We start from the raw sequence: 24,389 nt of genomic DNA on the forward strand, positions 1-24,389 counted from the left end.
TTCGACCGGATCAGCAGGCTTCACCGTTGCGCCTCTCGCCTTCGTCCCTGGGTGGCAGCGGTGGCGGCGTCCGCCGCCCCCTGCTCCGGGCCGCCCTCGACCAGCCCGTCCCGGCCGAGCAGGAACTGCTCGACGAGGTGGTTCCAGTCACAGCCGAGGCACACCTCGACCACGAAGACCTGGAACTCACCCAACGTCATCGCCAGCACGGACAGTTCGGCCAGGGCCCGGGCCTGACCGGCGGACTGCCGGAGTTCGTCCCCGTAAATGTAGTGGACGTGGATCAGGTTCTCGCTCCGGCAGATCGGACACCGCTGGTCTGTCGGTTCCCCGTGGAAACGGGCCGCGCTCTTCAGGTACGGCGAAGCGTCGCAGACGTCGTGCGTGCCGACCCGCCCGGCGAGCAGCTCACGCAGCACTGCCCGCTTCTGGAGCGAGTAGTCGACCACCTGGCGAGACGTGCGCATGCGGCAAAGGGTACGCGCTCCGACCGGGCGGGGCGACCACCGTCACGATCCGTGAACGGGTTGCCGCGAAACGGGGGTTTGCCCGGATGGCCGGTGAGGTACTAGCGTGCGATGTATCGGTCCGATACATCGAGGCGGTTTACGGTCCGCTCCGAGGGTAAGGAAAGGGTGGCCCGTGCTGGAACTCGCCATCCTCGGCCTCCTCCAGGAGGCCCCGATGCACGGCTACGAACTCCGCAAGGAGCTCACCGCCAAGCTCGGCGCCATCCGGGCGGCGATCAGCTACGGCTCGCTCTACCCGACCCTGCGCAGGTTGCAGGCGGCGGGGTGGATCACCGAAGCCGCCGGGACACCGGCCACCGCCGAGGAGGTGCCCGCGCTGACCAGCCGCCGCGGCCGGGTGGTCTACAAGATCACCGCGGAGGGCAAGGAACGCTTCGCCCAGCTGATCGCGCAGGCCGGACCCGAGACGTACGACGACACGGGCTTCGGCGTGCACTTCGCGTTCTTCGCCCGCACCGACCAGGCGACCCGCCTGCGCATCCTGGAGGGTCGCCGGCGCACGATCGAGGAACGTCGCGAAGGCCTTCGGGACGTGCTGGGCCGGGCAGCCGAGCGCCTCGACGCGTACACCCTGGAACTGCAACGCCACGGGCTCGACGCCTGCGAGCGTGAGGTCCGCTGGCTGGAGGAGCTCATCGCCAACGAGCGCTCCGGCCGTGCCCCGGTCGTCCCGCGATCCGGAACGACCGACGGTCCACGAGACAACAACAGCCCGCCTCCGCCTGGAGCGTCCAGGAATGAGCGGCCGTGATGAAGAAGAAGGAGGCAGACGCTATGGGCTCCGTCCGCGTCGCCATCGTCGGTGTGGGTAACTGCGCCTCGTCCCTCGTGCAGGGCGTGGAGTACTACCGCAACGCCGACCCGAACGACCGCGTCCCGGGTCTCATGCACGTCACCTTCGGCGACTACCACGTATCGGACGTGGACTTTGTCGCGGCGTTCGACGTGGACGCCAAGAAGGTCGGCATGGACCTCGCCGAGGCGATCGTCGCCAGTGAGAACAACACCATCAAGCTCTGCGACGTGGCGCCGACCGGCATCACCGTCCAGCGCGGCCCGACCTTCGACGGCCTGGGCCAGTACTACCGCGAGATCATCGAGGAGTCCGACGCCGAGTCGGTCGACGTGGTCAAGGCGCTGCGCGACGCGCAGGTCGACGTGGTCGTCTGCTACCTGCCGGTCGGCTCCGAGCAGGCGGCGAAGTTCTATGCCCAGGCCGCGATCGACGCCGGCTGCGCCTTCGTCAACGCGCTGCCGGTCTTCATCGCCTCCGACCCCCAGTGGGCGCAGAAGTTCACCGACGCCGGTCTGCCGATCGTCGGTGACGACATCAAGAGCCAGGTCGGCGCCACCATCGTGCACCGCGCGCTGGCGAAGCTGTTCGAGGACCGCGGTGTCGAGCTGCTGCGCACCTACCAGCTCAACTTCGGCGGCAACATGGACTTCATGAACATGTTGGAGCGCAACCGGCTGGTCTCGAAGAAGATCTCGAAGACCCAGTCGGTGACCTCCCAGATCCCGCACGAGATGGTCAAGAGCGACGTGCACATCGGCCCGTCGGACCACGTGCCGTGGCTGGACGACCGCAAGTGGGCGTACATCCGCCTGGAGGGCCGTTCCTTCGGTGACACCCCGCTCAACGCCGAGCTGAAGCTCGAGGTGTGGGACTCGCCGAACTCGGCCGGCGTCATCATCGACGCGGTCCGGGCCGCCAAGATCGCCCTGGACCGCAAGATCGGCGGCCCGATCCTCTCGGCCTCCTCGTACTTCATGAAGTCCCCGCCGGTGCAGTACGCCGACCACGACGCGCACGCCGCCGTCGAGGGCTTCATCACCGGCGACGTCGAGCGCTGACGCACCGGCACCGCACCGCCGAGGGCCGGGTCCGCACGGACCCGGCCCTCGCGCGTTCAGTCCGCCATCTCCAGGTACGGCGACAGCCGCAGCGCCAACTCCTCGACCGAGTCGACCTCGCCACTGGTCAACGCCTCGGTCAACGCCATCCGGTCCTTGGCCGGCATGGTGAGACGCAGGCCGGAACGGGACAGCAGGATACGCACCGCGGCCCAGGCGAGCCCGGCGTTCCACAGGTCGAGGGGACGCCAGATCATCAACCCGTGCAGCAGCGCCGCCGCCTTGTCCAGGGCGGTCGGGTAGGCGGGCTGCCCGATCAACCGCGCGTGCGGTCGGACGGTCGCCGCCACCAGGATCCCGGCGTCGCGTACCTGACTCCGGGGGCCGGTGTGCTCGGCGAGCAGGGTCAGCAGGTCCTCGGCGTCCGGCCAGGGGTGGGTCATCTGTCCCCCAGCATCTCGAAGAACTCCGCGTCCTCCTCGAACACCCGGCGGGCGGCCTGGCGGGTCCACTCGTCCCGGTCGTGCCGGTCCAGGTAGGCCTGCACCGCCACCTCGACCGTCTTGTGCATCGACCGGTGCTCCGCCTCGGCGAGCTCCTTGAGTCGCTGCTCGACCTCGGGCTTCAGGTTCAGGGTGAAGGCCATACCAGATTTGTATAACTCGTCCGTGGGTTGGTCAACCACGCTCGGCGTCACGTCTCCTCCTTACCGGGTAGTCCGGGACGATGGTGGCGAGAATCGCTCGGATCAGGGCGGACGGGCTGTGCGTTCAAGCTGTTCTCGGCGGTGAGCCGGTCGAGCAGGTCCTGTCGGCTCGCCGCCCCGACGCCCAACCCGAGCGCCGCTAGGAAACCGCGCTCCACGAGCCGCCGCGACCGACAGGGGAACGGTTCACCACAGGTGCACCCGCCGTCGTCCGCGAGAAGATGACAGCGGTGCAGCCGGTGACTCAACCGCCAGATGGTCGGTGACACGCACTCGGCCGGCGGATCGGCCGGCGGCTCCTCCGGATCGAAGCTGAGCCGCATCAGCCCACCGCCGACCCGAGTCGCCACCGCCAGGCCCGACTGAGTAGCGGTGCCGGCCCGGTTCGCCCCCGCCGGTGTGGGGCGAGCCAGCGCCGCAGCGCGGAACGCCGCTGCGGCGGGACCGGGTCGAGCACCGGCAGACCCAACTCCACCAGGCGGTTCGCTGCCGCGTTGGCCGACGGACACGGTACGACGGTCAGGCAGACCCGGCACTGCTGGCTCTCGGGATCGGCGACGTGCGCGGCGATGATCTCGTGTGCGGCGCGGCTCTCCACCCGCGCCCGGGTTTCGTACAGGCCCACTGGCATCCCTTCGCCAAGGGGCGGACGCGCGGTCCCGGGGTCACCACCGCGAGGGGGATTCGCGGCGGGGTTCCGCACGTCCGCCCGGCTCGGGGCCGGTGGTGCGCCATCAGGTCAGCGCGTCACCGGCCCAGGAAACCGAGGGGGTACGCACCGCGAAGCGCGTCGGCACCCGCTTCGTGCGGGTACGACGTGGTAGACAGTCGGGGAGTCGTTCCCCGGGACGCCGACCATCGCGTTGCGCCTCCCGTTCGGCTCGTTCCCGGACCGGGGTGGGCATGCCGCCAAGCCGTCCCATCCCGGTCCGTCCTCGTCTCGACCGTCGATCACCTTCAGTAATCGCAGCCACACGCAGCATGCACGCAGCCAAGCTAATAAGCAAGATTGCGTATCAGCGATTCCTACTCCATGCTGTTCTGGCGTGACAGCGGTAGCTCGGCGGGCAGGGGTGCGAAATGATCAATGAACAGGCGGCGACGCTACGGGCGCAGTGGATCGGCCAGCAGCTTCGCGCGATGCGGGAGGGTGCCCGGCTGACCCTCAAGGACGTGGGCGACTTCATCAACCGCAACGCCTCCACCGTGAGCCGGATGGAGTCCGGGATCATTCCGCCCCGGGTGCCCGAGGTCCTCGCCTACCTCGACCTGTGCGGCGTCGACGACCCGCGCCGCCGTGACGACCTCAAGACCATGGCCCAGGACGCCTGGCAGAAGGGCTGGTGGGACGGGTTCAGCGCCAACGTCGCCGGCTCGCTGATCGACTGGATCTGGCTGGAGAGCCGAACCACCGAGATCAAGTCTTTCGAGGCGCTGGTCATCCCCGGCCTGCTTCAGACCAAGGCCTACGCCGAGGCCCTGATCCGGGCCTGGGACGACACGGCCACAGACGATGAGGTCGCCCGATACGTCGAGGTCCGGATGCAACGGCAGAGACGGCTGGAGGAACCCGACCCCGTCCGGTTCTCCACCGTCATTGACGAGGGTGCTCTCCGACGTGTCGTCGGCGGACCGGAGGTCATGCGCGCCCAACTCGCCCACCTCCGCATGGTGGCCGGCTGGCCGAACATCGAGGTCATGATCCTGCCGGCCAGCGCTGGAGCCCACCCGAGCCCGGACGGGACCTTCGATGTCTTCCGGATGCGCCGGCCCTACCCACCGACCGGCTGCATCTCCACCGCCGTGGGCACGGTGGTGGTGGAAGGGGCAAAGGCCGATTCGCTGCACCAGCGCTACGATCGGCTACGCCGGGCGGCGCTGCGCAACGGTGCCGTGCAGCGGGTTCTCTTCGATCTGGAAGCACATCTGGAGTGAGCGAATGGCGACCGTCGACCAACCAGCCGATACAGGGCTTCCGGTGGCCTGGCATGTCAGCACCCGCAGCGGTAGTGGTGGCGGTAACTGTGTCGAGGCCGGGCCGGTGCTGGACGGCAGTGGTCGCTTCGCCGTACGCGACAGCAAGGACCGTGGCGGACCGCTTCTGCTCTACCCCGCCGCCGGCTGGGCCGCCTTCGTCACGGACCTCCGCGCAGGTCGCCTCGCCCCACTCTCCTGACCCACCGGCCGCCGCACCTCCATGGTCAACTCCCTTGGGCCGATACTGCGGTAACCGCTCACCGCCGACACCGCTACATCGGCCCAAGGGCGAGGGCATGGGCGGGGCTGACCCGGAAACGATCAGGACCAGGCGCGGCGCAGGGCCACCCCCGCCTCCAACTCCAGCAGGGTCACCTTGCGGGGCAGCCCGCCACCGAAGCCGACCAGCTTGCCGCCCGCGCCGACGATCCGGTGGCAGGGCACGATCACCGGCACCGGGTTGCGGTTGCAGGCCACCCCGACCGCCCGCGCCGCGCCCGGGTCGCCGACCCGCCGGGCCACCTCGCCGTAGGTGAGCGTCTCCCCGTACGGGATCCGGGTCATCTCCTGCCACACGGCGCGCTCGAATTCGGAGCCGCGCGGGGCAGCTACCGGCACGGTGAACCCGGTCAGCTCACCGGCGAAGTACGCCCGCAGCTCGGCGACCGCCCGACCGGCCAGCGCGTCGCCGGGCCGGTCGGCCGCCGACGTGACCCGGCCGAAGTGCGCGCCGCAGACCGCTGCGTCGTCGGTGGCGACGGAGAACTCCCCGATCGGCGAGTCGAGCACGGTCCAACGCATGCCGGCCATTCTTCCCGCTCCGACCGGCACCGAAGGCGGCGGGCCGGTCGGGCGGCGGGCCGGAGGCTGCGCTAGCTGCTGTAGGAGATGGTCCATCCCTTGCCGTCGAAGACGGCCTTCGCGCTGGTCATGCCGGCGGGGTACAACACCTGTGCGGGCGTGGTGAGTTCGGAGACGTCCATCACCTCGCTGCTCTCGAAGCTGCCGAAGGCGACCCAGTAGGTGGGCTTCGGGTCGAACTCGACTCCGGCGTTCGTCAGGGTCGGCACGACGAAGGTGCCGGCCCCCGACATGCCGATGCCCACACTTCCCTGGTCCTGGTCCCCTGCCCCCGGGACCGTGCCGTCCTCCTTGATTATCAGGCTGCCATTCTTCCCGGAGGAGCTGGTCGGCCCGAATTCAAAACCGCCGCCGACGTAGGAGAGGGTGACCAGGTTGTTCTGGGTCAGGTCTGCGGAGAGGGTCTGACCGGCCACGAACTGCGTTCCGGGGACGAGTGTCCCGACCTGACCCCAGACGAAGTTGTAGTCGATGCTCCACTGGTATTCGACGGTCGTCGACGGGTGGCACATCTTCGACATCCAGGCAAGCGTGACCGCGTCGCTCGGGAGGACGGGCATCTCCTGGAAGAGGATGGCGTTCATGTCGTCCAGCGCCGAATTGTTCAGGATCGTAATGCTGTAACCGACCGGGGCCGCGCCGACCCGGGCGGCCCCCTCGCGCGCCCCGGCTGCTGCCCGGCTGGCCGGACCGGCACCGAGCAGTGCCGCACCCAGTCCTGCGCCCAGCGCGACCAGGCCGTCCCGTCGACTGATTCTGAATTCCTTCATGAACCCTCCTCGCTCGCGAGAACGCCCCTGCTGGCGCCCCCTGGAGAGGAGAGGTGCGCGTCAAGGTCAGAGTTTCCTGGATCTTCACCTCGTAATCAGCAATTCGGCGTTATCAATATGTTATGTATTCACCCCCCACCAGGGCAAGGGGTCTACCTATTATGCGGGGCAACCGATTCCCGCCCGCCAGAAATTGCGTGTACAAAAGTATCGGTTTTCGCACTGCACCGGGGAAGGTGCGGTGGGTGCGGTGTCGACCCGCCGGGCCGCCGGGGCGGGCCGATGGGCCGAACGGACGGTGCCGTCGCGCCGGAATGATCACGTCGGACGTTGCGTCCGGTCGCTACCGTGCAGGTCGTGGCCACGGGGACGCTCATCTTTCTGATCATCGGTGGCGTGGGCGTCGGTGTGCTGGCGCTGGCCCTGCTCGGCGGCGAAATCCTGCATTTCGGTCATCCTGACATCGACGGTCCGGTCTCCGTCGAGGCGGTCGCCGGCTTCCTCGGCGCGTTCGGCTTCGGCGCGGCCATCGTCAACGAACTGCTCGGTGGGCGTACCCCGGCGATGATCGCGGCGGCGGTCGGTGGCGGCGCGCTCGCCGCCGTGCCCACCGCGTGGCTGGCCGGGCGACTGAGCCGGGCGGCGCGGAACATGCGCACCGACGCCACCCCCACCCGGGACGACCTGGTGGGCGCACTCGGCCTGGTGGTCACCCCGATCCCGACCGACGGCTACGGCGAGGTGCGGGTACGCGTCGCCGGCCAGCCGGTGAAACTCAACGCCCGCGCCGACCGGCCCATCCCGCTCGGCGCGCAGATCTTCGTGGTGCAGTCGCTGAGCGAGACCAGCGTGCACGTCGAGACCTACTGACCCTCTTCTCGCAGAGACGGAACCACCATGCCTCTCCTCATCGCCATCGTCGGCGCGGTCGTCCTGGCCCTCGTCCTCGTGTTGTTCGTGCTCTCCCGGATCAAGGTGGCCGGCCCCAACGAGGCGTTCATCGTCACCGGTCGCAAGGGACGGACCACGCAGACCGCCGACGGCGGCCGGTCCACCGACAACTCCGGCCAGAAGGTCGTCCTCGGCGCGTCGGTCTTCGTGCTGCCGGTGGTGCAGAAACTCCAGTCCCTCGACCTGTCCAGCCGTCGCATCGACGTCGGCATCCGGGGCGCGGTCAGCAAGCAGGGCATCCGGGCCGACCTGCACGGCGTCGCCATCGTCAAGGTCGGCGGCACCGAGGACGCGATCCGGGCCGCCGCCCAGCGCTTCCTGCACCAGCAGGACGAGATCGACAACTTCACCCGGGAGGTGCTGGCCGGCGCGCTGCGCTCGATCGTCGGTCGGCTCACCGTCGAGGAGGTCATCCGGGACCGGGCCGCGTTCGCCAACGCGGTCGCCGAGGAGGCCGAGCACTCGATGACCAACCAGGGTCTGGTGCTGGACACCTTCCAACTCCAGGACATCCTGGCCGAGGGGTCGTACCTGCAGGACCTCGGCCGGCCGGAGGCGGCCCGGGTGCTCAAGGACGCGGCCATCGCCGAGGCCCGCGCCCGGCAGCAGGCCGAGCAGGAGCGGCTGCTGGCCGAGGAGGCGATCGCCGAGGCGAACCGGAACCTGTCGCTGAAGCAGGCCGGCATCCAGGCCGAGATCGACGCGGCGAAGGCCAAGTCGGCGGCGGCCGGGCCGCTCGCCCAGGCCGAGCGGGACCAGGCGATCCTCTCCGAGCAGCAGAAGGTGGCCGAGCGCAACGCCGAACTGAAGCAGCGTCAGCTCGACACCGAGGTGCGCAAGCCGGCCGACGCGGCCCGGTACAAGGTGGAGCAGGAGGCCGAGGCGGCCCGCAACGCGGCGGTGCTGAACGCCGACGCCCAGCGGCAGGCCACCATCGCCGCCGCCCAGGCCGCCGCCGAGCAGGCCCGGCTCACCGGTGAGGGCGAGCGGGCCCGCCGGGCCGCGCTGGCCGAGGCGAACGCCATCGAGGGCGCCAAGGAGGGCGAGGCCGAGCAGCGCCGCCGGTCCGCCATCGCCGAGGCGGTCGAGCGGGAGGGTCAGGCCGAGGCCACGGCCATCCTGGCTCGCGGTCAGGCCGAGGCCGACGCGATGGCCCGCAAGGCCGAGGCGTTCGCCGCGTACGGTGAGGCGGCCGTGCTCGATCTGCTGGTCAAGATGTTGCCGCAGGTGGTCGAGGCGGCCAGCGCCCCGATCGGCGCGATCGACAAGCTGACGGTGATCTCCACCGACGGGGCGTCCTCGCTGACCAAGTCGGTGGCCGGCAACGTGGCCCAGGGCCTCCAGCTCGGATCCGACCTCACCGGCATCGACCTGTCGGCCCTGCTGGCCAAGCTGGGCGCGGCGTCGGCCGGTTCCCCGGCCAACGGCAAGTCGCCGGTCGAGGGCAGCGCGGTCGAGACCCGCTGACCGTACGACGAAGAGGGGCCGTCCGGCACGCCGGGCGGCCCCGCTGTCGTTCAGCTCAGCGCAGGCCCTGCTCCCCGGCCCAGCGGAGCAGCTCCGCCTCGGCCTCGTCGCGGTCGAGCGGGCCGCGTTCCAGGCGCAGCTCCTTGAGGTGCTGCCAGGCCCGGCCGACCACCGGCCCCGGCGGCACGCCGAGCAACTCCATGATCGCGTTGCCGTCCAGGTCGGGCCGGACCCGGGCCAGGTCCTCCTCGGCGGCGATCCGGGTGATCCGCTCCTCCAGCGCGTCGTAGTCGGCGGCGAGCTGGGCCGCCTTGCGCCGGTTGCGGGTGGTGCAGTCGGAACGGGTCAGCTTGTGCAGCCGGTCCACCAGGTCACCGGCGTCGGTGACGTACCGGCGGACGGCCGAGTCGGTCCACTCGCCCCGGCCGTAGCCGTAGAACCGCAGGTGCAGGCCGACCAGCTTGGTGACCTGGGCTGTGACGTCCTTGGGGTAGCGCATCGCCTTCATCCGGGCCTTGGTCAGCCGGGCACCGACCACCTCGTGGTGGTGGAAGCTGACCCGGCCGTCCGACCCGACCGCCTTGGTCGCCGGCTTGCCCACGTCGTGCATGAGCGCGGCCATCCGCAGCACGAAGTCACAGCCGTCGGTCTCGTACGACACCGCGTTACTCACCACGGTCAGGGTGTGCTCGTAGACGTCCTTGTGCTGGGCGTGCTCGTCGATGGTCAGCTTGAGACCGGTCAGCTCGGGCAGGAACCGGTCGGCCAGCCCGGTGTCGACCAGCAGCCGCAGTCCGGTCACCGGGTCGGTGCCGCAGAGCAGCTTGGTGAACTCGTCGCGGATCCGCTCGGCGGTGATCCGGTCCAGGTCGGCGGCCATCGCGGTCATCGCCGTCCGCACGTCGGGGTGGACGGCGAAGCAGAGCTGGGCGGCGAACCGGGCGGCCCGCAGCATCCGTAGCGGGTCGTCACCGAAGGACTCGGCCGGGGTGCCGGGGGTACGGATGATCTTCGCGGCGAGGTCGTCCAGCCCGCCGTGCGGGTCGGTGAACCGGTGGTCGGGAAGGCTGACCGCCATCGCGTTGACAGTGAAGTCCCGCCGCCGCAGGTCGTCGGTGAGGCTGTCGCCGTACTCGACGACCGGGTTGCGGCTGACCTGGTCGTACGCCTCGGCACGGAAGGTGGTGACCTCCAGCCGGAGGCCGTCGCGCTGGCAGCCGATGGTGCCGAACTCCCGACCGGTCTCCCAGATCGACTCGGCCCAGCCCTTGACGATCCGCAGCGTCTGCTCGGGACGGGCATCGGTGCAGAAGTCCAGGTCGTCGCCGAGCCGACCGAGCAGGGCGTCGCGCACCGAACCGCCCACCAGGTGCAGCTCGTGGCCGGCCCGGGCGAACCGGCGGCCCAGCTCGTCGGCGACCGGGGAGACACGCAGCAGCTCGGCGACGGCGTTGCGCTGCGCGGTGGTCAGCTCACGGCGCTCGGCGGTGTGGGGTGCGGAGGCTTCGGACATGGGATCGCCAGCCTATCGGGCGGGGACCGGAACCGATCCGCCGGGCGTGGGTGTCGGGTGTGGGTTGACTATGGTCATGGGCGTGCGGACCGGTGCCGGCTCCGACGGATCCCTGGGAGGCTGGAGATGAGCGGCGGGCTCTACCGCAGCGCGAACGCCGCGCAGGGTGGCGACGGGCCCCGGCCGTACGACGGGGCGACGTTCATCTCCGCCGAGCCGTTGAACCAGCCGGGGGTGGCGGCGACCGAGCCGCCGCAGGAGGTGGTCGCCGAGACCAGCGCCGCGGCGAACAGCGCGGTGATGGCGGTCGGCAGCCTGGTCAGCCGGGGCACCGGCTTCGTCCGCAACCTGATGATCGGGGCCGCGCTGGGCAGCGCGGTCGGCGACGCGTTCACCACCGCCCAGTTCCTGCCCAACCAGGTGTACGAGTTCCTGCTCGGCGGCGTGCTGACCAGCGTGCTGATCCCGGTGCTGGTCCGCCGGAGCAAGGCCGACCCGGACCGGGGCGAGGCGTACGCCCAGCGGCTGCTGACCCTCGCGGTGCTGGCCCTCGCCGCCACCGTGGTGATCGCCCTGTTGCTGGCCTCGACCCTGACCACGCTCTACGCCGGTGGCAAGAACCGGGACTACACGGACCTGGTCACCAACCTGTCGTACCTGATGCTGCCGATGCTGTTCTTCACCGGCGTCAGCGCGTTGATCGCGGCGGTGCTGAACACCCGGGGGCACTTCGCCGCCCCGATGTGGGCGCCGATCCTGAACAACCTGGTGGTCATCGGCACCTTCGGCCTCTACATCGTGGTGTACGGCGCGCAGGCGCTCGGGCCGGAGGACATCGGCTGGGACCGGATCCTGCTGGTCGGCGGGGGCACCCTGCTCGGCGTGGCGGTGCAGGCGGCCGGGCTGCTGCCGGCACTGCGCAAGGTGGGCTTCCGGTGGAAGCTGCGGTTTGACTTCCGGGAGCTGGGCCTGCGCGAGCTGGCCCGGCTCGGCGGCTGGATGTTCTGCTACGTCGCGGTCAACCAGCTCGGCCTGTTCGTGGTGGTCAACCTGCTCACCCGGGCCGCCGGTGGCGACGAGGACAACGCCGGCCTGCTGATCTACAACAACGTCTTCCTGCTGCTGATGATGGCGCACGGGATCATCGCCGTCTCGATCATCACGGCGCTGATGCCCCGGATGAGCGCCGCCGCCGCCGAGGGCCGGTTCGCCGACGTCACCGCCGACCTGTCCCGGGGCACCCGGATGGTGACGGCGGTGCTCGCCCCGATCGCGGTCTGCTACGCGGTGCTGGCCGGCCCGGTCTCCGTGGTGGTCTTCCGGTACGGCGCGTTCACCGGCGACAACGCGCTGGCGACTTCGTTGGTGCTGCTGGTCGCCGCGCTGGGTCTGGTGCCGTTCGCGATCAGCCAGCTGTTCACCTTCGCCTTCTACGCCCTGCCGGACACCCGTACCCCCGCGCTGGTCAACATCCCGGTGGTGATCCTGCGGGTGGCCGTGCAGATCGGGGTCTTCGTCGCCTTCTCGGCCACCTTCGCGGCGGCCGGCATGATGCTCGGCAACGCCGTCTCGTACGTGGCGGCGGCGGTGTTCTCGGCGCTGCTGCTCCGGCCCCGGGTCGGCCGGATCGGGCTGGGCCGGATCATGCGGACCATGGGCAAGGTGCTGGTGGCCGCGCTCGGCGCGGCGCTGGTCGGCCTGCTGGTGGTGGGCCTGCTCCCGGGCGACCCGGGCAACCTGAGCTGGACGGCGGCGGCGGTGCGGCTGGTCGGCGGCGGGGTGGTGATCGGCGGGACGTACCTGGGCCTGGCGATGGTGCTGCGGATCGGCGAGATCACCGAGGTGGTCACGATGGTCCGCCGCCGCCTCGGCCGCTGACCCGCCGTTCCCGGCCTGCCGCCCGCCGGGCCGTCCCGGGCAGGGGACACGCAGGGTGAACGAGGATCACCAGCCTGGGGACACGCCTGTGGATAACGTGGTGAGCCCCCGGTCAGTCGCCGTTAAGGCCTGTGGATAACCAACCGTACGGCTGAGCATGTACGGCCGTTCGGGGGGAACCTGACATGCTGCCACCGGGTTGTCACCGGTGGGTCGGCCCGGGGACGGACCGTTTGCGACCAGCGTCTAGATTGGCGGGTACCGGTGCCGGCAAGGCGGACGAGAGCGATCGTAAACGGACATGGTCCCTCAAATGCGACAGCCCGTCGAGCGCGGCGGGAAGATGACATGTCGGGATGACGGGCGGTCCGGGTAAGGTCGCTTTCGACGGACACGGCAGGTGGCCGACGCCCGCGTCGACGCCGCCGGCCGGTTCCATCGACGGCGGAGCGGGAAGCCACATGCCCAGCAGCGCGGGTCCATCGATCGACACGATCACCGAGGGAGGACGGGTGACCCAGGTCGGCGAGGGTCAGGAGGCGGAGGAAACTGCTCCTCCCATCATGACCTTCGGTGCTCCCACAGCCGGTGAGATCCTCGCCGAGCGGTACGAGCTGGTCGAGCACATCAACAACGACAGTGCCGGACGCCTGGTCTGGCGGGGGGTCGACGTCGTCCTACGCCGGCCCGTGGCGGTCGTGCTCCGCTACCCCGGGGGCGACTCCGCCACCGAGATGCTCCAGGCCGCGGTCGCCGCCAGCCGGGTCATCCACCCCAACCTGGTCGGCGTCTACGACGCCATCGACGAGGACGTCCGGGCGTACGTCGTCCGGGAGTGGGTCGACGGTCGGTCCCTGCGGGAGCTGGTCGCCGACGGGCCGCTGGACCCGGCCCGGGCCACCGCCATCGGCAACGCGGTCGCCAGCGCCATCGCCGCCGTGCACGCCACCGGGATGGTGCACGGCAACGTGCACCCGGGCACCGTGATGATCAGCGACGACGGCCGGGTGGTGCTGGCCGACGCCCGTACCGACGGTGACGACAGCCAGGAAGCCGACATCCGCGCGGTGGGCGGCATCCTCTACCACGCCCTCACCGGGCACTGGCCGCACGCCGAGGCCCCGCTGCGCGGCGCGACCGCCGGGCACGGTCGGGCCGCCATTCCGGACGCCGTGCGCGACGCCAGCGGCGCCATCGCCGCCCCCCGGCAGGTCCGGGCCGGTGTCCCGGCGTACCTCGACGACCTGACCATGGACCTGCTCGACGCCGAGATCGCCCCGCCGTCGTCGGACGTGCTCTCGGCCGAACTGAGCCGCCTCGACATCCCCGCCGAGGACCACTTCCTCGACCAGACCGGCACCATCCGGTTCACCGCCGACGGGGTGGAGGACCGCTCGCCGCTGGCCGCCGCCGGTGGCCGGAAGGTCGCGATCGGCATCGCGGGTCTGCTGGTGGTCGCCCTGGTCGGCCTGCTCATCGGCATCAACACGCTGGGCGGCGAGGAAACCCCGGTGACCGAGCCGGTGGCCCGCCCCTCCACCAGCGCCCCGGTCGACGCCACCCCGGCGCCCGCCGTGCGCAAGCTGACCATCCAGGACATCCGGATCATCGACCCGGACAGCCGGCAGCGCAACGAGCTGGGCGACGCCGAGAAGATGATGGACGGCGACGAGAACAAGGGTTGGGAGACCGACACCTACTACTCGGCCAACTTCAGCAACTACAAGAAGGGCATGGGGGTCTGGATCGACCTCGGTGCCCCGCACACCGTCAAGTCGCTCACCGCGACCCTGTCGGACTCCGGCGTCTCCGCCGCGCTGTTCACCGGCACCGGCGACTTCCCGTCCACCTCCCAGGGCGACAAGGACCTGGTCAAGGGCTTCAAGACGCGGATCGGTCAGCCGTTCGAGCAGCACGACGGCACCAAGATGGCCTTCGACGGCTTCGACCCGGAGCAGAAGTACCAGTACCTGCTCTTCTGGATCACCGAGCTGCCGTCGACCGAACGTGGTTTCAAGGTGGGCGTCCAGGAGATCTCGGTCCAGGGATCGTGATCCACCGGCCGTCCCCCCGTCACCGCCGTCGGACGTGCTGATGGTCGGCCCCGGTGGGCACCCAACCGACCCGGCAGCCGGCGGGTCGGCGTCGGTCGTGCTCCCCCACACCGACACCGCCGACCTGGACCTGCTCCGCGCTCACGTGGCCGGCGACCGGGACGCCTTCACCGAGCTGTTCCACCGCCACCGCGACCGGCTCTGGGCGGTGGCCCTGCGGACCGTCGGCGACCGGGAGGAGGCGGCGGACGCCCTCCAGGACGCGTTGCTCTCCGCCCACCGCGCCGCCGCGCGGTTCCGGGGTGACTCCGCCGTCACCACCTGGCTGCACCGGATCGTGGTCAACGCCTGCCTGGACCGGATCCGTCGCCGGCAGGCGCATCCCACCCTCCCGCTGCCGGACGGCAACCACACCGACGGTTCCGGCCGGGTCGTCGGCGTCGAACCGGCCGCTCCGGCCACCGACCACGACACCGCCCTGGTGGTACGCCAGGCCCTGGCCGGGCTGCCGGTCGAGCAGCGGGCCGCGCTGATCCTGGTGGACGTGCAGGGCTACCCGGTGGCCGAGGTCGCCCGGATCCTCGGCGTGGCCGAGGGGACGGTGAAGAGCCGTTGCGCCCGGGGCCGGGCCCGCCTGGCCGGGGTGCTCGGGCACCTACGGACCGGCGACGACACGCCGACGTCCCGTCCCGCCGGCACCGGTCCGGCCGGGGCGGGCGGCACCGCTGACGGCTCTTCCCGGACGGGTCGGGACGTTTCCGACGTCACACCCGGGAACCGGCAGCCGGCCCACGGCGTCCGACCAGGGTCGGGGCAGACCCGGCGGGGCGCCATCCAGGAGGAGACGTGACGGGCCGGAAGCACGGTGCGGTCGACCACGACCTGCTCGCCGACTATGTGGGCGGGGCGCTGGACGGCACCCCGGAGCAGCTCGTCGTCGCCCGACTGCTGACCGAGGACCCGGCCTGGGCGCAGGCGTACGCCGTGCTCGCCCCTGCCGTGGCCCGGGTGCACGACGACCTGACGGGCTGGGGCGCCACCCTGCCGGAGATGCCACCGGTGGTGGTGGAGCGGCTCACCGCGGCGCTCGCCGGTGCCGGCCCGGCCACCACCGAAGCCACCGAAGCCACCCAGGCCACCCAGGCCACCCAGGCCGAAGCAACCACCGGAACCGGAGGGACCGAACGGACCGGAGGGGTCGTCGAGGCGGGCGACCGGCCGGGCCGGGCCGGTACGCCGGTGCCGGCGCAGCCGGGCGGTCGGCGTACCCCGGGCACCCGGGCCGGTGACGGACGGACCGATCCGTCCGGTCCCGGCCGGCGGCGGCGCTGGACCCGGCTCGCCGGGCCGGTCGGCCTCGCCGCGGCGGCCCTGGCCGCGGTCGGATTCGGCGTGGCGCAGCTGGTCGACGGCACCACCGGCCGGGAGTCCCCCGCCTCGACGATGGCCGGGCCGGCACAGGACAGCGCGGAGAACGCGGGACGCGGGTTCCGGTTCACCGGTGAGCCCCAGCGCAGCGGCGTCGACTGGTCCCCGGAGACGCTGGGCGGCAGCACGGCCGAGCCGCTGTCCCGGCTCGGCACCCCCCCGGCCCTCCAGCCCGGCGCCACCACCTGGGCCAGGCCGAACGCCCCGGAGAGCCCGCAGGACAAGCGCCGGTCGACCCCCGGCGGACTGGACCGGCTGACCGCACGGGCGGCCCTCGACACCTGCCTCGCCGAGATCTCGACCGAGCACGGGCGTGGACCGGTCACCGTCGAGGTGGTCGACTACGCCACCTTCAACGGCGAGCCGGCGCTGGTGGTCCGGTTCGCCGACCCCGGCGGCGACCGGTGGGCGTGGGTGAGCGGCGCGGAGTGCGGAGTGCCGGGATCCGGCGCGGACACCCGCTACCGGACGCGGGTAGGGTGAGGGCGCGGTCACCGCTCGTCCCGCATCGCGTGACGTGACCCACCGGACGAGGGGTCCGGGAATCTCCGGTTCGTACGATGACGTTCTGCAAGTCAGCCGCCGACGTCCTCAGCCGTCGGCGCTCGGATCGACGTCGGTACGCCGCCGATGTCGTACACACACATCGGGAGACGGCAGTGGACGAGGTCCGCAACCTGATCATCATCGGCTCCGGGCCGGCCGGGTACACGGCGGCGGTCTACGCCGCGCGTGCCAACCTCAAGCCACTCGTGATCGAGGGTGTCCAGTCCGGCGGTGCGCTGATGACCACGACCGAGGTGGAGAACTTCCCCGGTTTCGCCGACGGCATCCTCGGCCCCGAGCTGATGGACAACATGCGCAAGCAGGCCGAGCGGTTCGGCGCGGAGTTCCTGACCGACGACGTCACCCGGGTGGAGCTGAAGGACACCGGCGACACCGGTGCCGGCGCGCTGAGCACGGTGTGGGTCGGGCAGACCGCCTACCGGGCGAAGGCCGTCATCCTCTCCACCGGCTCGGCCTGGCGTCCGCTGGGCGTACCGGGCGAGCAGGAGTACCTGGGGCACGGCGTGTCGTCCTGCGCCACCTGTGACGGGTTCTTCTTCCGCAACCAGCACATCGTGGTGGTCGGCGGCGGTGACTCCGCGATGGAGGAGGCCAGCTTCCTGACCCGGTTCGCCGAGTCGGTCACCATCATCCACCGGCGCGACTCGTTCCGGGCCAGCAAGATCATGGCCGACCGCGCGCTGGGCAACGACAAGATCAGGGTCGAGTGGAACAGCACCGTCGAGGAGGTGCTCGGCGACGACGGCAAGGTGACCGGCGTCCGGATCCGCAACGTGCACACCGGCGACGTCAAGGTGCTCGACGTGACCGGCGTCTTCGTGGCGATCGGCCACGACCCGCGCAGTGAACTCTTCCGCGACCAGGTCGAGCTGGACGACGAGGGTTACGTGAAGGTGCAGGCGCCGAGCACCCGGACCAGCGTGCCGGGCGTCTTCGCCGCCGGTGACGTGGTCGACCACACCTACCGGCAGGCGATCACCGCCGCCGGCACGGGCTGTGCCGCCGCGCTCGACGCCGAGCGGTTCATCGCCACCCTGAGCTGAACGACCGCAACGCCAACAAACCGAGCAGGAGGGTCATAGTGGGAGCAACGAAGGTCGTCACCGACGCCAGCTTCACCGCCGACGTACTGAAGTCCGACAAGCCGGTCCTGGTGGACTTCTGGGCCGAGTGGTGCGGGCCGTGCCGCAAGGTGTCGCCGCTGCTGGAGGAGATCGCGGGCGAGATGGCCGGGCAGGTCACCATCGTCAAGCTCAACATCGACGAGAACCCGGAGACGGCCCGCGCCTACCGGATCATGTCGGTGCCGACCCTCACCATCTTCAAGAACGGCGAGCCGGTGCAGTCGATCGCCGGGGCCAAGCCGAAGGGCGAACTCGTCCGGCTGATCGAGTCCGCGCTGTAACCACCCCCGTACCACCGGAACCCCGCGACCCCCACCGGGTGCGGGGTTTCGTCGTCCCCCCGCTCGACCTGCGCGAACGTCGACCCCGCACGGTCCCGCCACGGTACGCTCCGTAAGCGCCAGTCCGACCGGACGCGCAGCGTGGCCGTCAGCGAAGGTGCCCGGCAGCCAACCTCCGAGGGGGTCCTGCGTGCGTCCGATCCGACCTGGTGACCGCGGACCGGCAGTGGCCGAGATCCGCGCCGTCCTGACCGGCCTGGACCTCCTGCGGGCCGTTCCGGGCGACGAGTTCGACAGCGCCACCGAACGCGCCGTCCGGGCCTTCCAGCAGTCCCGGGGGCTCAGCGCCGACGGCCGGGTCGGCGCGGAGACCTGGCGGGCGCTGGACGCCGCCCGCTGGCGGCTCGGCGCCCGCACCCTCTACCACGCGGTCCCCGAGCCCCTCACCGGCGAGGACGTCCGCTCGTTGCAGGAGCGGCTGCTGGAGATGGGGTACGACACCGGTCGCGCCGATGCCATCTACGGGATCCGCACCTCACGGGCGGTGGCGCAGTTCCAACGCGAGGTGGGGCTGAAGCCGGACGGCTCCTGTGGCCCGTACACGATGGGCGCGCTGCGGCGGCTCGGCCGCAAGGTGGTCGGCGGACGCCCCCAGTGGCTCCGCGAGTCCGACGCGATCCGGCAGTCCGGCCCGACGCTGGTCGGACGGACCGTGGTCATCGACCCCGGGCACGGCGGCGCCGACCCGGGGGTGGTGGTGCCCGACGGCGACCTGCGCTGGACCGAGGCGGACCTGGTGCACGACCTGGCCAGCCGACTGGAGGGCCGGCTCGCCGCGGTCGGGGTACGGGTGCAGCTGACCCGGGGTCCGGCGTCCCGCGCCTGCCTGCCGGACACCGACCGGGCGGAGCTGGCCAACTCGCTCGGCGCGGACGTGTTCATCTCGCTGCACACCGACGGACACCCGAATCCGGCCGCCGACGGGGTGGCGACCTACCACTACGGCACCGACAACGGCGTCACCTCGGCCACCGGCGAACGACTCGCCGGGCTGGTGCAACGGGAGATCGTCGCACGGACCGGGCTGCGGGACTGTCGTACCCACGCCAAGGCGTGGGACCTGCTCCGGCTGACCAGGATGCCCGCCGTCCGGGTCGAGGTGGGTTACCTGACCTCCCCGCAGGACCGCTCCCGGCTGGTCGACCCGCGGTTCCGGGACCGGCTCGTCGAGGCGATCGTGGCCGCCGTGCAACGGATGTTCTTTCCGGTGGAGCGGGACGTGCCGACCGGCTCGATCGACGTGAGCGAGCTGCGGGCCGTGGTCGCCGCGGGAGCGGCCCGCCGCTGAGCAGCCGCCGGAGCGGTCCGCCGCTGAGCAGCCGCCGGACACGGGCGGCGGCGCGACCGGCTCCGCACCGCCCCGGCGCTCCATCCGGTCGGGAACGGCCGGGCTCCGCGCAGCCCGGGGCGGTTGGCTCAGCCGGCGCTGGACCGGGTCGCCGGGGCGGGACGGACCGGGCGGAGCAGGCTCTCCGGACTCATCGAGCCGAGCAGCTTCTCCAACGCGTACTCGACGTCGGACTTCCAGCTCAGCGCGGTGCGCAGCTCCAGTCGCAGGCGTGGGTAGCGCGGGTGCGGGCGGACCGTCTTGAAGCCCACCGAGAGGAAGAAGTCGGTCGGTGCCACACAGGCCCGGACGGAGTCGTCCGGCTCGTCACCGAACTTCGCGTCGCCGAACGCCTCGATGGCCTTGATGCCCCGCTTGGTCAGGTCCCGGGCGACGCCCTGCACCAGCATCCGACCCAACCCGCCACCGGCGAACGCCGGCACCACGCTGGCGGTCATCAGCAGCGCCGCGTCCGCCGAGACCGGCGAGGTCGGAAACGCCATCGACCGGGGTACGTAGGCCGGCGGCGCGAACATCACGAAACCCGCGGGCATCCCGTCGACGTACGCCAACTTGCCGCAGGAACCCCACTCCAGCAGTGTCTGGGAGACCCATGCCTCCTTCTCCAGCCCCGGATCGCCGTTGGCGCAGGCCCGCTCGGCGGAGACCGGATCCAACTCCCAGTAGACGCACTCCCGGCACGGCCGGGGCAGGTCTTCCAGGGTGTCGAGGGTCAGACTGACCAGACGTCGCGACATCAGAGCATCCCCACACTTAGGCTCGGAGGCGAGACGGCCCACCACGCGTCCCCGAGTCGCCCGCTGCGTCCCCGACGAGCGATCGTACGCCGCCTGCCGACCGTACGGGAGGGGACGCGCGAATGGCCACCTGAGCGGGCGACGGCCGTCCGGGATGTGGACGGGCACCACATCGTGACCGTTGACCGGTCCACCGGGGACTACGATCGACCGACCGGCGTCCCCGCGCCGCCATGGTCGCCGGCACTGCGGGTACCCCAGCGGGCGGGAGCCCGACCGACACCCGATCGAGGTGATGTCATGACCGGAACGACGCTCGACGACTACACCGACCGGTACGCCCGACGGGTCCGGGGCATGACCGCCTCGGAGATCCGGGCACTATTCGCGGTCGCCAGCCGGCCCGAGGTCGTCTCGCTCGCCGGTGGCGCACCCTACATCGCCGCGCTGCCGCTGGACGCGGTCGGCGAGATGCTCGGCAAGCTCGGCTCCGAACACGGCGTCACCACCCTCCAGTACGGCATCGGCCAGGGCAGCCTGGAACTGCGCGAACGGATCTGCGAGGTGATGGCGTTCTCCGGCATCGACGCCTCCTGCGGCGCCTCCCCGGACGACGTGGTGGTCACCGTCGGCGGGCAGCAGGCGCTCGACCTGGTGGCCCGGCTCTTCCTCGACCCGGGTGACGTGGTGCTCGCCGAGGGTCCGACCTACGTCGGCGCACTCGGGGTGTTCCAGGCCGCCCAGGCACAGGTCGTGCACGTGCCGATGGACGACGACGGGCTGGTGCCGGAGGCGCTGGAGGTGGCGATCGCCGACCAGGCCCGCGCCGGCCGGCGGGTGAAGTTCCTCTACACCATCCCCACCTACCAGAACCCGGCCGGCGTGACGTTGAGCGAGGAGCGGCGGGAACGGGTGCTCGACATCTGCGAGCGCGCCGGCCTGCTGGTGGTCGAGGACGACCCGTACGGTCAGCTCGGTTTCGAGGGCGAGGCCCCCGCGCCGCTGCGGGCCCGCCGCCGGGACGGGGTGTTCTACCTGAGCACCTTCTCCAAGACCTTCGCCCCCGGGCTGCGGGTCGGCTGGATCCTGGCCCCGCACGCGGTACGCGACAAGCTGGTCATCGCCAGCGAGGCGCAGATCCTCTGCCCCAGCGCCTACGCGCAGGCCGCCGTCTCGACGTACCTGTCGACGATGCCGTGGCGCGAACAGCTCAAGGTCTACCGCGAGGTCTACCGCGAGCGGCGCGACGCGCTGCTCGGCGCGCTGCACGACCTGATGCCCGAGGGCACCACCTGGACCAGGCCCACCGGTGGCCTGTTCGTCTGGGCCAGCCTGCCCGACGGGCTGGACGCCAAGGCGATGGTGCCGCGTTCCATCGCCGCCCGGGTCGCCTACGTGCCGGGCACCGGTTTCTACGCCGACGGCACCGGCACCGGCAACATGCGGCTCAACTTCTCCTTCCCCACCCCCGAACGGATCCGGGAGGGGGTGCGCCGGCTGGCCCGGGTGATGGAGCAGGAGATCGCCATGCGGCAGGTCTTCGGCGCGGTCACCCCGACCGGGAGCCGGCGGGGCGGCCCGGACGTCCCGGGCCCCGACTTGGCATGATTCCCGCATGGCTGCCACTCCCGTCGAGCGTTCCCTCGTGACCGATCCCGCCGCCGTAGCATCCCCGGGCACCGGCCCGGCCGCCGCCGAGTTGCGCGTGCTGGTGCTCGCCGGTGGCCTGTCGTACGAGCGGGACGTCTCGCTGCGGTCGGGCCGGCGGGTGCTCGACGCGCTGCGCGGCACCGGGGTGGAGGCGGAACAGCGGGACGCCGACGTGGCACTGCTGCCCGCGCTGGCCGCCGACCCGCCGGACGCCGTGGTGATCGCCCTGCACGGCGCCACCGGTGAGGACGGCTCACTGCGCGGGGTGCTCGACCTCTGCGACGTGCCCTACGTCGGCTGCGACGCGCGGGCCTCCCGGCTCGCCTGGGACAAGCCGTCGGCCAAGGCGGTGCTCCGGGAGAACGGCATTCCCACCCCCGACTGGGTGGCCCTGCCGCACGACCGGTTCTCCGAGCTGGGTGCGGTGGCGGTGCTCGACCGGATCGTCCAGCGGTTGGGGCTGCCCCTGATGGTCAAGCCGACGCAGGGTGGCTCCGGCCTGGGCGCCGCCGTGGTCAGGGACGAGGCGGCGCTCCCGGCCGCGATGGTGGGTTGCTTCGCGTACGACTCGACGGCGCTGGTCGAACGGTACGTGCCCGGCATGGACGTGGCGGTTTCCGTGGTCGACCTGGGTGACGGGCCACAGGCGCTACCGCCGGTGGAGATCGTCCCCCGCAACGGTGTCTACGACTACGCGGCCCGTTACACCGCCGGCCGGACCACCTGGCACGCCCCGGCCCGACTCGACCCGGCCGTGGCGGGCGAGGTGGCCGAGGTGGCGTTGGCCGCGCACACCGCGCTCGGGCTGCGCGACCTCTCCCGCGTCGACCTGATCGTCGACCGGGACGGTCGGCCCCACGTGCTGGAGGTCAACGTGTCGCCCGGCATGACGGAGACCTCGCTGCTGCCGTTGGCGATCCAGGCGGCCGGACTGGACTTCGGTCAGGTTCTCGGCACCCTGGTCCGCCGGGCCGCAGCCCGCCGCAGCTGATCCTTCCGCCGTCGGTATCCGGCCGTTCGTCAGTGCCGGTCGGGGTGTTCTCCGCCGCTCCCGGCCCGGGTCACGTCGTGGTTCCGGTGGTCCGTTCCGGCTGCGTCCGTCCAACCGACTCCGAGGTGTCTTCGGGGTCCGCGCCGACACCGGCGTCGGTCCGGTTGGAACCGGTGTCGCCGGTCCGGTCGGGGCCGCTCCGGTCGGAACCGGTGGCGTCGGCGAGGTCGTGGGCGTCGGTCTCCGGGACACTGCCGGCCCCGGTGTGCCAGGTGCCGCCGGTTTCGGGGTCGCGGTTGACACCGCTTGGAGCGCCGGGCGAGGGCTCCTCCGCCCGACCGACCGGGATGCCCTCCGGCCCGGGATCCGTTGCGGCCTCCGCCGGCCCGGGCAGGGGGATCTCCTCCGCCGACTCGATCACCGAGACCGCTTCTCCGGCGGCAGCCGCAGCAGCCTCGGCCGACGACTGCGCGGCGATACTGGAGGGAGCCTGCCACTGGATGCGGGGCGGCTCGGCGAGGGGACGCCCTCCGAACTCGGCCAGCCAGGCCGCGACGTGGGCCAGGTTTTCCCGCCACTGGGATTCGGAGATGGGTGGCAGGATCGAGTCCCAGAGCGACAGGAACGTGCCGCGGAGCTGAAGCCGGCCGTAGGGCCGCGCCAGGAACCACATGTGCAGGTGGGCGGAACCGTCGCCCCAACGGTTGACGTGCACCCGGGCCACGCCGTCCAGCGAACGGATGGCGCGTTCCAGGCGGACCGTCATCACCCCGAGTTCGGCAGCGAGCAGGTTGGGTAGATCGCCCAGGTCGAGATGCGACCGCGACTCCAGGATCAACACCATCGGCAGACCGGTGGGACGGTCCATGGCCCGGACCCGCCACCGCTCGCCGACCCAGATGTACGCATCGTCCGGCGCATTGCAGGCGATGCACTCCCGCAGCCCCTCGCCCTTACGGGGTGGCTCGACCTCGACCGGCGCGTCGAGGGGCTTGACGCGAAGATCACCCTCGAAGGGGAACGACGGCCACTGGGTGAAGTCGGGAACCGAGGGGGAAGGGGTGGTGTCGTGCACGACGCTGACCCTAACCGAGACAGGGGACCGGTGTCCCTACCCCGAACGCCGCTGATCATGAGGGTATTTCGGTCAAGGACGCCGGCCGGCGAGCGCCGACGGCGGGGCGTCGGACCGGTTGTCCACAGGCTGATGAGATCACCACCACACCCCGTCATCCACAGGCTGAGGCGGCTCTGACGCGCTGTTTCACGTGAAACCGGTGCCGCCTGTGGAAAACTTCTGTGGATAACTTCGGCCGTCGTCCACAGCACTGTTCACAGGTGTCGGGGGTCCGATTTCCTCAACGACCGAGCGGCCGATCGGGCTGCTGGATGGGGGAGCATTTCTTCGCCCGGTCCGTCGATCCGGAGACCGGGCTCCTCCGTCCGGGCTCCTCCGTCCGGGCTTACTGACGGCCACGGGCCGGTCGAGCGCGACGGCGAACGATGGTCCGCTCCCTCGGGAGACGGCGCGATCAGGTGATGGGGTGGACTCGGCCGAATATCTCCGGTCACCGCCCCACTCCCTGGCTGGGCTCGGTTTCACGTGGAACCACCCGACTGCGGGTTCCTGTTCGAGGGGTCG

25 protein-coding genes are annotated in these 24,389 nt (G+C 71.3%); 15 read left to right on the forward strand and 10 right to left on the reverse strand.

What is annotated here, in order from left to right:
- Window positions 1-20: 20 nt before the first annotated feature.
- A complete protein-coding gene (locus O7612_RS00800; protein ID WP_282269549.1) occupies window positions 21-467 on the reverse strand; it encodes a DUF5318 domain-containing protein in 447 nt (148 codons plus the stop codon).
- 175 nt (window positions 468-642) lie between these two features.
- On the opposite strand from O7612_RS00800, the gene O7612_RS00805 reads away from it, so the two are divergent.
- Window positions 643-1,281 carry a PadR family transcriptional regulator gene (locus O7612_RS00805; RefSeq protein WP_089004113.1) on the forward strand — a complete coding sequence of 213 codons (639 nt, stop codon included), beginning with the start codon at window positions 643-645 and terminating at the stop codon, window positions 1,279-1,281.
- Window positions 1,282-1,304: 23 nt separating this feature from the next.
- Entirely contained in the window at window positions 1,305-2,384 is a 1,080-nt protein-coding gene (locus O7612_RS00810) for an inositol-3-phosphate synthase (RefSeq protein ID WP_067310760.1), read from the forward strand.
- Between the two features lie 56 nt (window positions 2,385-2,440).
- Here the strand turns inward: O7612_RS00810 and O7612_RS00815 are convergent, their stop codons facing one another.
- The 4 genes from O7612_RS00815 to O7612_RS00825 are packed head-to-tail and all read right to left on the reverse strand — an operon-like array spanning window position 2,441 to window position 3,715.
- Entirely contained in the window at window positions 2,441-2,827 is a 387-nt protein-coding gene (locus O7612_RS00815; RefSeq protein ID WP_067310757.1) for a hypothetical protein, read from the reverse strand.
- Window positions 2,824-3,030, reverse strand: coding sequence for a ribbon-helix-helix protein, CopG family (locus tag O7612_RS00820; RefSeq protein WP_067310753.1), 207 nt, complete (start codon window positions 3,028-3,030; stop codon window positions 2,824-2,826). The genes O7612_RS00815 and O7612_RS00820 overlap by 4 nt, the downstream gene beginning before the upstream one ends.
- Window positions 3,031-3,077: 47 nt before the next feature.
- Complete coding sequence (locus O7612_RS29455) at window positions 3,078-3,413, reverse strand: hypothetical protein (RefSeq protein ID WP_084261413.1); 336 nt, start codon at window positions 3,411-3,413, stop codon at window positions 3,078-3,080.
- Window positions 3,413-3,715, reverse strand: a complete 303-nt coding sequence (locus O7612_RS00825) for a hypothetical protein (RefSeq protein ID WP_067310750.1) — start codon at window positions 3,713-3,715, stop codon at window positions 3,413-3,415. The genes O7612_RS29455 and O7612_RS00825 overlap by 1 nt, the downstream gene beginning before the upstream one ends.
- Window positions 3,716-4,170: 455 nt before the next feature.
- Here O7612_RS00825 and O7612_RS00830 point away from each other — a divergent pair, with 455 nt between their 5' ends.
- Together O7612_RS00830 and O7612_RS00835 are read left to right on the forward strand one after the other, a co-directional pair.
- Window positions 4,171-5,025, forward strand: coding sequence for a helix-turn-helix transcriptional regulator (locus tag O7612_RS00830; protein ID WP_282269556.1), 855 nt, complete (start codon window positions 4,171-4,173; stop codon window positions 5,023-5,025).
- A gap of 4 nt (window positions 5,026-5,029) precedes the next feature.
- Window positions 5,030-5,266 (forward strand): DUF397 domain-containing protein, encoded by a 237-nt coding sequence (locus O7612_RS00835; protein ID WP_282269557.1) that lies wholly within the window; start codon window positions 5,030-5,032, stop codon window positions 5,264-5,266.
- Window positions 5,267-5,388: 122 nt separating this feature from the next.
- Here the strand turns inward: O7612_RS00835 and O7612_RS00840 are convergent, their stop codons facing one another.
- Complete coding sequence (locus O7612_RS00840; RefSeq protein WP_067310772.1) at window positions 5,389-5,868, reverse strand: methylated-DNA--[protein]-cysteine S-methyltransferase; 480 nt, start codon at window positions 5,866-5,868, stop codon at window positions 5,389-5,391.
- Window positions 5,869-5,939: 71 nt separating this feature from the next.
- Window positions 5,940-6,698, reverse strand: coding sequence for a hypothetical protein (locus O7612_RS00845; protein ID WP_282269560.1), 759 nt, complete (start codon window positions 6,696-6,698; stop codon window positions 5,940-5,942).
- A 348-nt stretch (window positions 6,699-7,046) separates the two neighbouring features.
- Between O7612_RS00845 and O7612_RS00850 the strand changes: the two genes are divergently transcribed.
- Together O7612_RS00850 and O7612_RS00855 are read left to right on the forward strand one after the other, a co-directional pair.
- Window positions 7,047-7,568 carry a hypothetical protein gene (locus O7612_RS00850; protein WP_282269562.1) on the forward strand — a complete coding sequence of 174 codons (522 nt, stop codon included), beginning with the start codon at window positions 7,047-7,049 and terminating at the stop codon, window positions 7,566-7,568.
- A 27-nt stretch (window positions 7,569-7,595) separates the two neighbouring features.
- Window positions 7,596-9,116, forward strand: a complete 1,521-nt coding sequence (locus tag O7612_RS00855; RefSeq protein WP_282269564.1) for a flotillin family protein — start codon at window positions 7,596-7,598, stop codon at window positions 9,114-9,116.
- Between the two features lie 55 nt (window positions 9,117-9,171).
- On the opposite strand, the gene O7612_RS00860 is transcribed toward O7612_RS00855, so the two are convergent.
- Complete coding sequence (locus tag O7612_RS00860; protein WP_282269565.1) at window positions 9,172-10,629, reverse strand: CCA tRNA nucleotidyltransferase; 1,458 nt, start codon at window positions 10,627-10,629, stop codon at window positions 9,172-9,174.
- 126 nt (window positions 10,630-10,755) lie between these two features.
- Between O7612_RS00860 and murJ the strand changes: the two genes are divergently transcribed.
- The 7 genes from murJ (at window position 10,756) to O7612_RS00895 (ending at window position 19,309) form a co-directional block, all read left to right on the forward strand.
- A complete protein-coding gene (gene murJ, locus O7612_RS00865; RefSeq protein WP_282269566.1) occupies window positions 10,756-12,507 on the forward strand; it encodes a murein biosynthesis integral membrane protein MurJ in 1,752 nt (583 codons plus the stop codon).
- Between the two features lie 461 nt (window positions 12,508-12,968).
- On the forward strand, window positions 12,969-14,561 hold the full coding sequence (locus O7612_RS00870; protein ID WP_282269567.1) for a protein kinase family protein: 1,593 nt from the start codon (window positions 12,969-12,971) through the stop codon (window positions 14,559-14,561).
- A gap of 97 nt (window positions 14,562-14,658) precedes the next feature.
- Window positions 14,659-15,411, forward strand: a complete 753-nt coding sequence (gene sigM / locus O7612_RS00875) for an RNA polymerase sigma factor SigM (RefSeq protein WP_282269568.1) — start codon at window positions 14,659-14,661, stop codon at window positions 15,409-15,411.
- Entirely contained in the window at window positions 15,408-16,472 is a 1,065-nt protein-coding gene (locus O7612_RS00880; RefSeq protein WP_282269570.1) for a hypothetical protein, read from the forward strand. Before sigM ends, O7612_RS00880 begins: the two co-directional genes overlap by 4 nt.
- A gap of 176 nt (window positions 16,473-16,648) precedes the next feature.
- A complete protein-coding gene (trxB, locus tag O7612_RS00885; RefSeq protein ID WP_282269572.1) occupies window positions 16,649-17,599 on the forward strand; it encodes a thioredoxin-disulfide reductase in 951 nt (316 codons plus the stop codon).
- A 38-nt stretch (window positions 17,600-17,637) separates the two neighbouring features.
- Window positions 17,638-17,961 (forward strand): thioredoxin, encoded by a 324-nt coding sequence (trxA, locus tag O7612_RS00890; RefSeq protein WP_067310719.1) that lies wholly within the window; start codon window positions 17,638-17,640, stop codon window positions 17,959-17,961.
- A 190-nt stretch (window positions 17,962-18,151) separates the two neighbouring features.
- On the forward strand, window positions 18,152-19,309 hold the full coding sequence (locus tag O7612_RS00895; protein WP_282269574.1) for an N-acetylmuramoyl-L-alanine amidase: 1,158 nt from the start codon (window positions 18,152-18,154) through the stop codon (window positions 19,307-19,309).
- 128 nt (window positions 19,310-19,437) lie between these two features.
- Here O7612_RS00895 and O7612_RS00900 read toward each other — a convergent pair whose 3' ends face one another.
- Window positions 19,438-20,106, reverse strand: a complete 669-nt coding sequence (locus O7612_RS00900; protein WP_067310713.1) for a GNAT family N-acetyltransferase — start codon at window positions 20,104-20,106, stop codon at window positions 19,438-19,440.
- Between the two features lie 300 nt (window positions 20,107-20,406).
- Between O7612_RS00900 and O7612_RS00905 the strand changes: the two genes are divergently transcribed.
- Together O7612_RS00905 and O7612_RS00910 are read left to right on the forward strand one after the other, a co-directional pair.
- Complete coding sequence (locus O7612_RS00905; RefSeq protein WP_282269575.1) at window positions 20,407-21,714, forward strand: PLP-dependent aminotransferase family protein; 1,308 nt, start codon at window positions 20,407-20,409, stop codon at window positions 21,712-21,714.
- 7 nt (window positions 21,715-21,721) lie between these two features.
- Window positions 21,722-22,747: a D-alanine--D-alanine ligase gene (locus O7612_RS00910; RefSeq protein WP_282269576.1), complete on the forward strand. Its 1,026-nt coding sequence runs from the start codon at window positions 21,722-21,724 to the stop codon at window positions 22,745-22,747.
- Window positions 22,748-22,817: 70 nt separating this feature from the next.
- Here the strand turns inward: O7612_RS00910 and O7612_RS00915 are convergent, their stop codons facing one another.
- On the reverse strand, window positions 22,818-23,591 hold the full coding sequence (locus O7612_RS00915; protein ID WP_282274105.1) for a hypothetical protein: 774 nt from the start codon (window positions 23,589-23,591) through the stop codon (window positions 22,818-22,820).
- Window positions 23,592-24,389 lie beyond the last annotated feature (798 nt).

It is taken from the genome of Micromonospora sp. WMMD987 (assembly GCF_029581435.1).
Classification (GTDB): Bacteria; Actinomycetota; Actinomycetes; order Mycobacteriales; family Micromonosporaceae; genus Micromonospora; species Micromonospora rifamycinica.

Coding starts and splice junctions, on each gene's coding strand:
- O7612_RS00800 (WP_282269549.1), bottom strand. CDS start 467: ATGCGCACGTCTCGCCAGGTGGTCGACTACTCGCTCCAGAAGCGGGCA.
- O7612_RS00810 (WP_067310760.1), top strand. CDS start 1,305: ATGGGCTCCGTCCGCGTCGCCATCGTCGGTGTGGGTAACTGCGCCTCG.
- O7612_RS00815 (WP_067310757.1), bottom strand. CDS start 2,827: ATGACCCACCCCTGGCCGGACGCCGAGGACCTGCTGACCCTGCTCGCC.
- O7612_RS00820 (WP_067310753.1), bottom strand. CDS start 3,030: ATGGCCTTCACCCTGAACCTGAAGCCCGAGGTCGAGCAGCGACTCAAG.
- O7612_RS29455 (WP_084261413.1), bottom strand. CDS start 3,413: ATGCGGCTCAGCTTCGATCCGGAGGAGCCGCCGGCCGATCCGCCGGCC.
- O7612_RS00830 (WP_282269556.1), top strand. CDS start 4,171: ATGATCAATGAACAGGCGGCGACGCTACGGGCGCAGTGGATCGGCCAG.
- O7612_RS00835 (WP_282269557.1), top strand. CDS start 5,030: ATGGCGACCGTCGACCAACCAGCCGATACAGGGCTTCCGGTGGCCTGG.
- O7612_RS00840 (WP_067310772.1), bottom strand. CDS start 5,868: ATGCGTTGGACCGTGCTCGACTCGCCGATCGGGGAGTTCTCCGTCGCC.
- O7612_RS00845 (WP_282269560.1), bottom strand. CDS start 6,698: ATGAAGGAATTCAGAATCAGTCGACGGGACGGCCTGGTCGCGCTGGGC.
- O7612_RS00855 (WP_282269564.1), top strand. CDS start 7,596: ATGCCTCTCCTCATCGCCATCGTCGGCGCGGTCGTCCTGGCCCTCGTC.
- O7612_RS00860 (WP_282269565.1), bottom strand. CDS start 10,629: ATGTCCGAAGCCTCCGCACCCCACACCGCCGAGCGCCGTGAGCTGACC.
- murJ (WP_282269566.1), top strand. CDS start 10,756: ATGAGCGGCGGGCTCTACCGCAGCGCGAACGCCGCGCAGGGTGGCGAC.
- O7612_RS00870 (WP_282269567.1), top strand. CDS start 12,969: ATGCCCAGCAGCGCGGGTCCATCGATCGACACGATCACCGAGGGAGGA.
- O7612_RS00900 (WP_067310713.1), bottom strand. CDS start 20,106: ATGTCGCGACGTCTGGTCAGTCTGACCCTCGACACCCTGGAAGACCTG.
- O7612_RS00905 (WP_282269575.1), top strand. CDS start 20,407: ATGACCGGAACGACGCTCGACGACTACACCGACCGGTACGCCCGACGG.
- O7612_RS00910 (WP_282269576.1), top strand. CDS start 21,722: ATGGCTGCCACTCCCGTCGAGCGTTCCCTCGTGACCGATCCCGCCGCC.
- O7612_RS00915 (WP_282274105.1), bottom strand. CDS start 23,591: ATGGTGTTGATCCTGGAGTCGCGGTCGCATCTCGACCTGGGCGATCTA.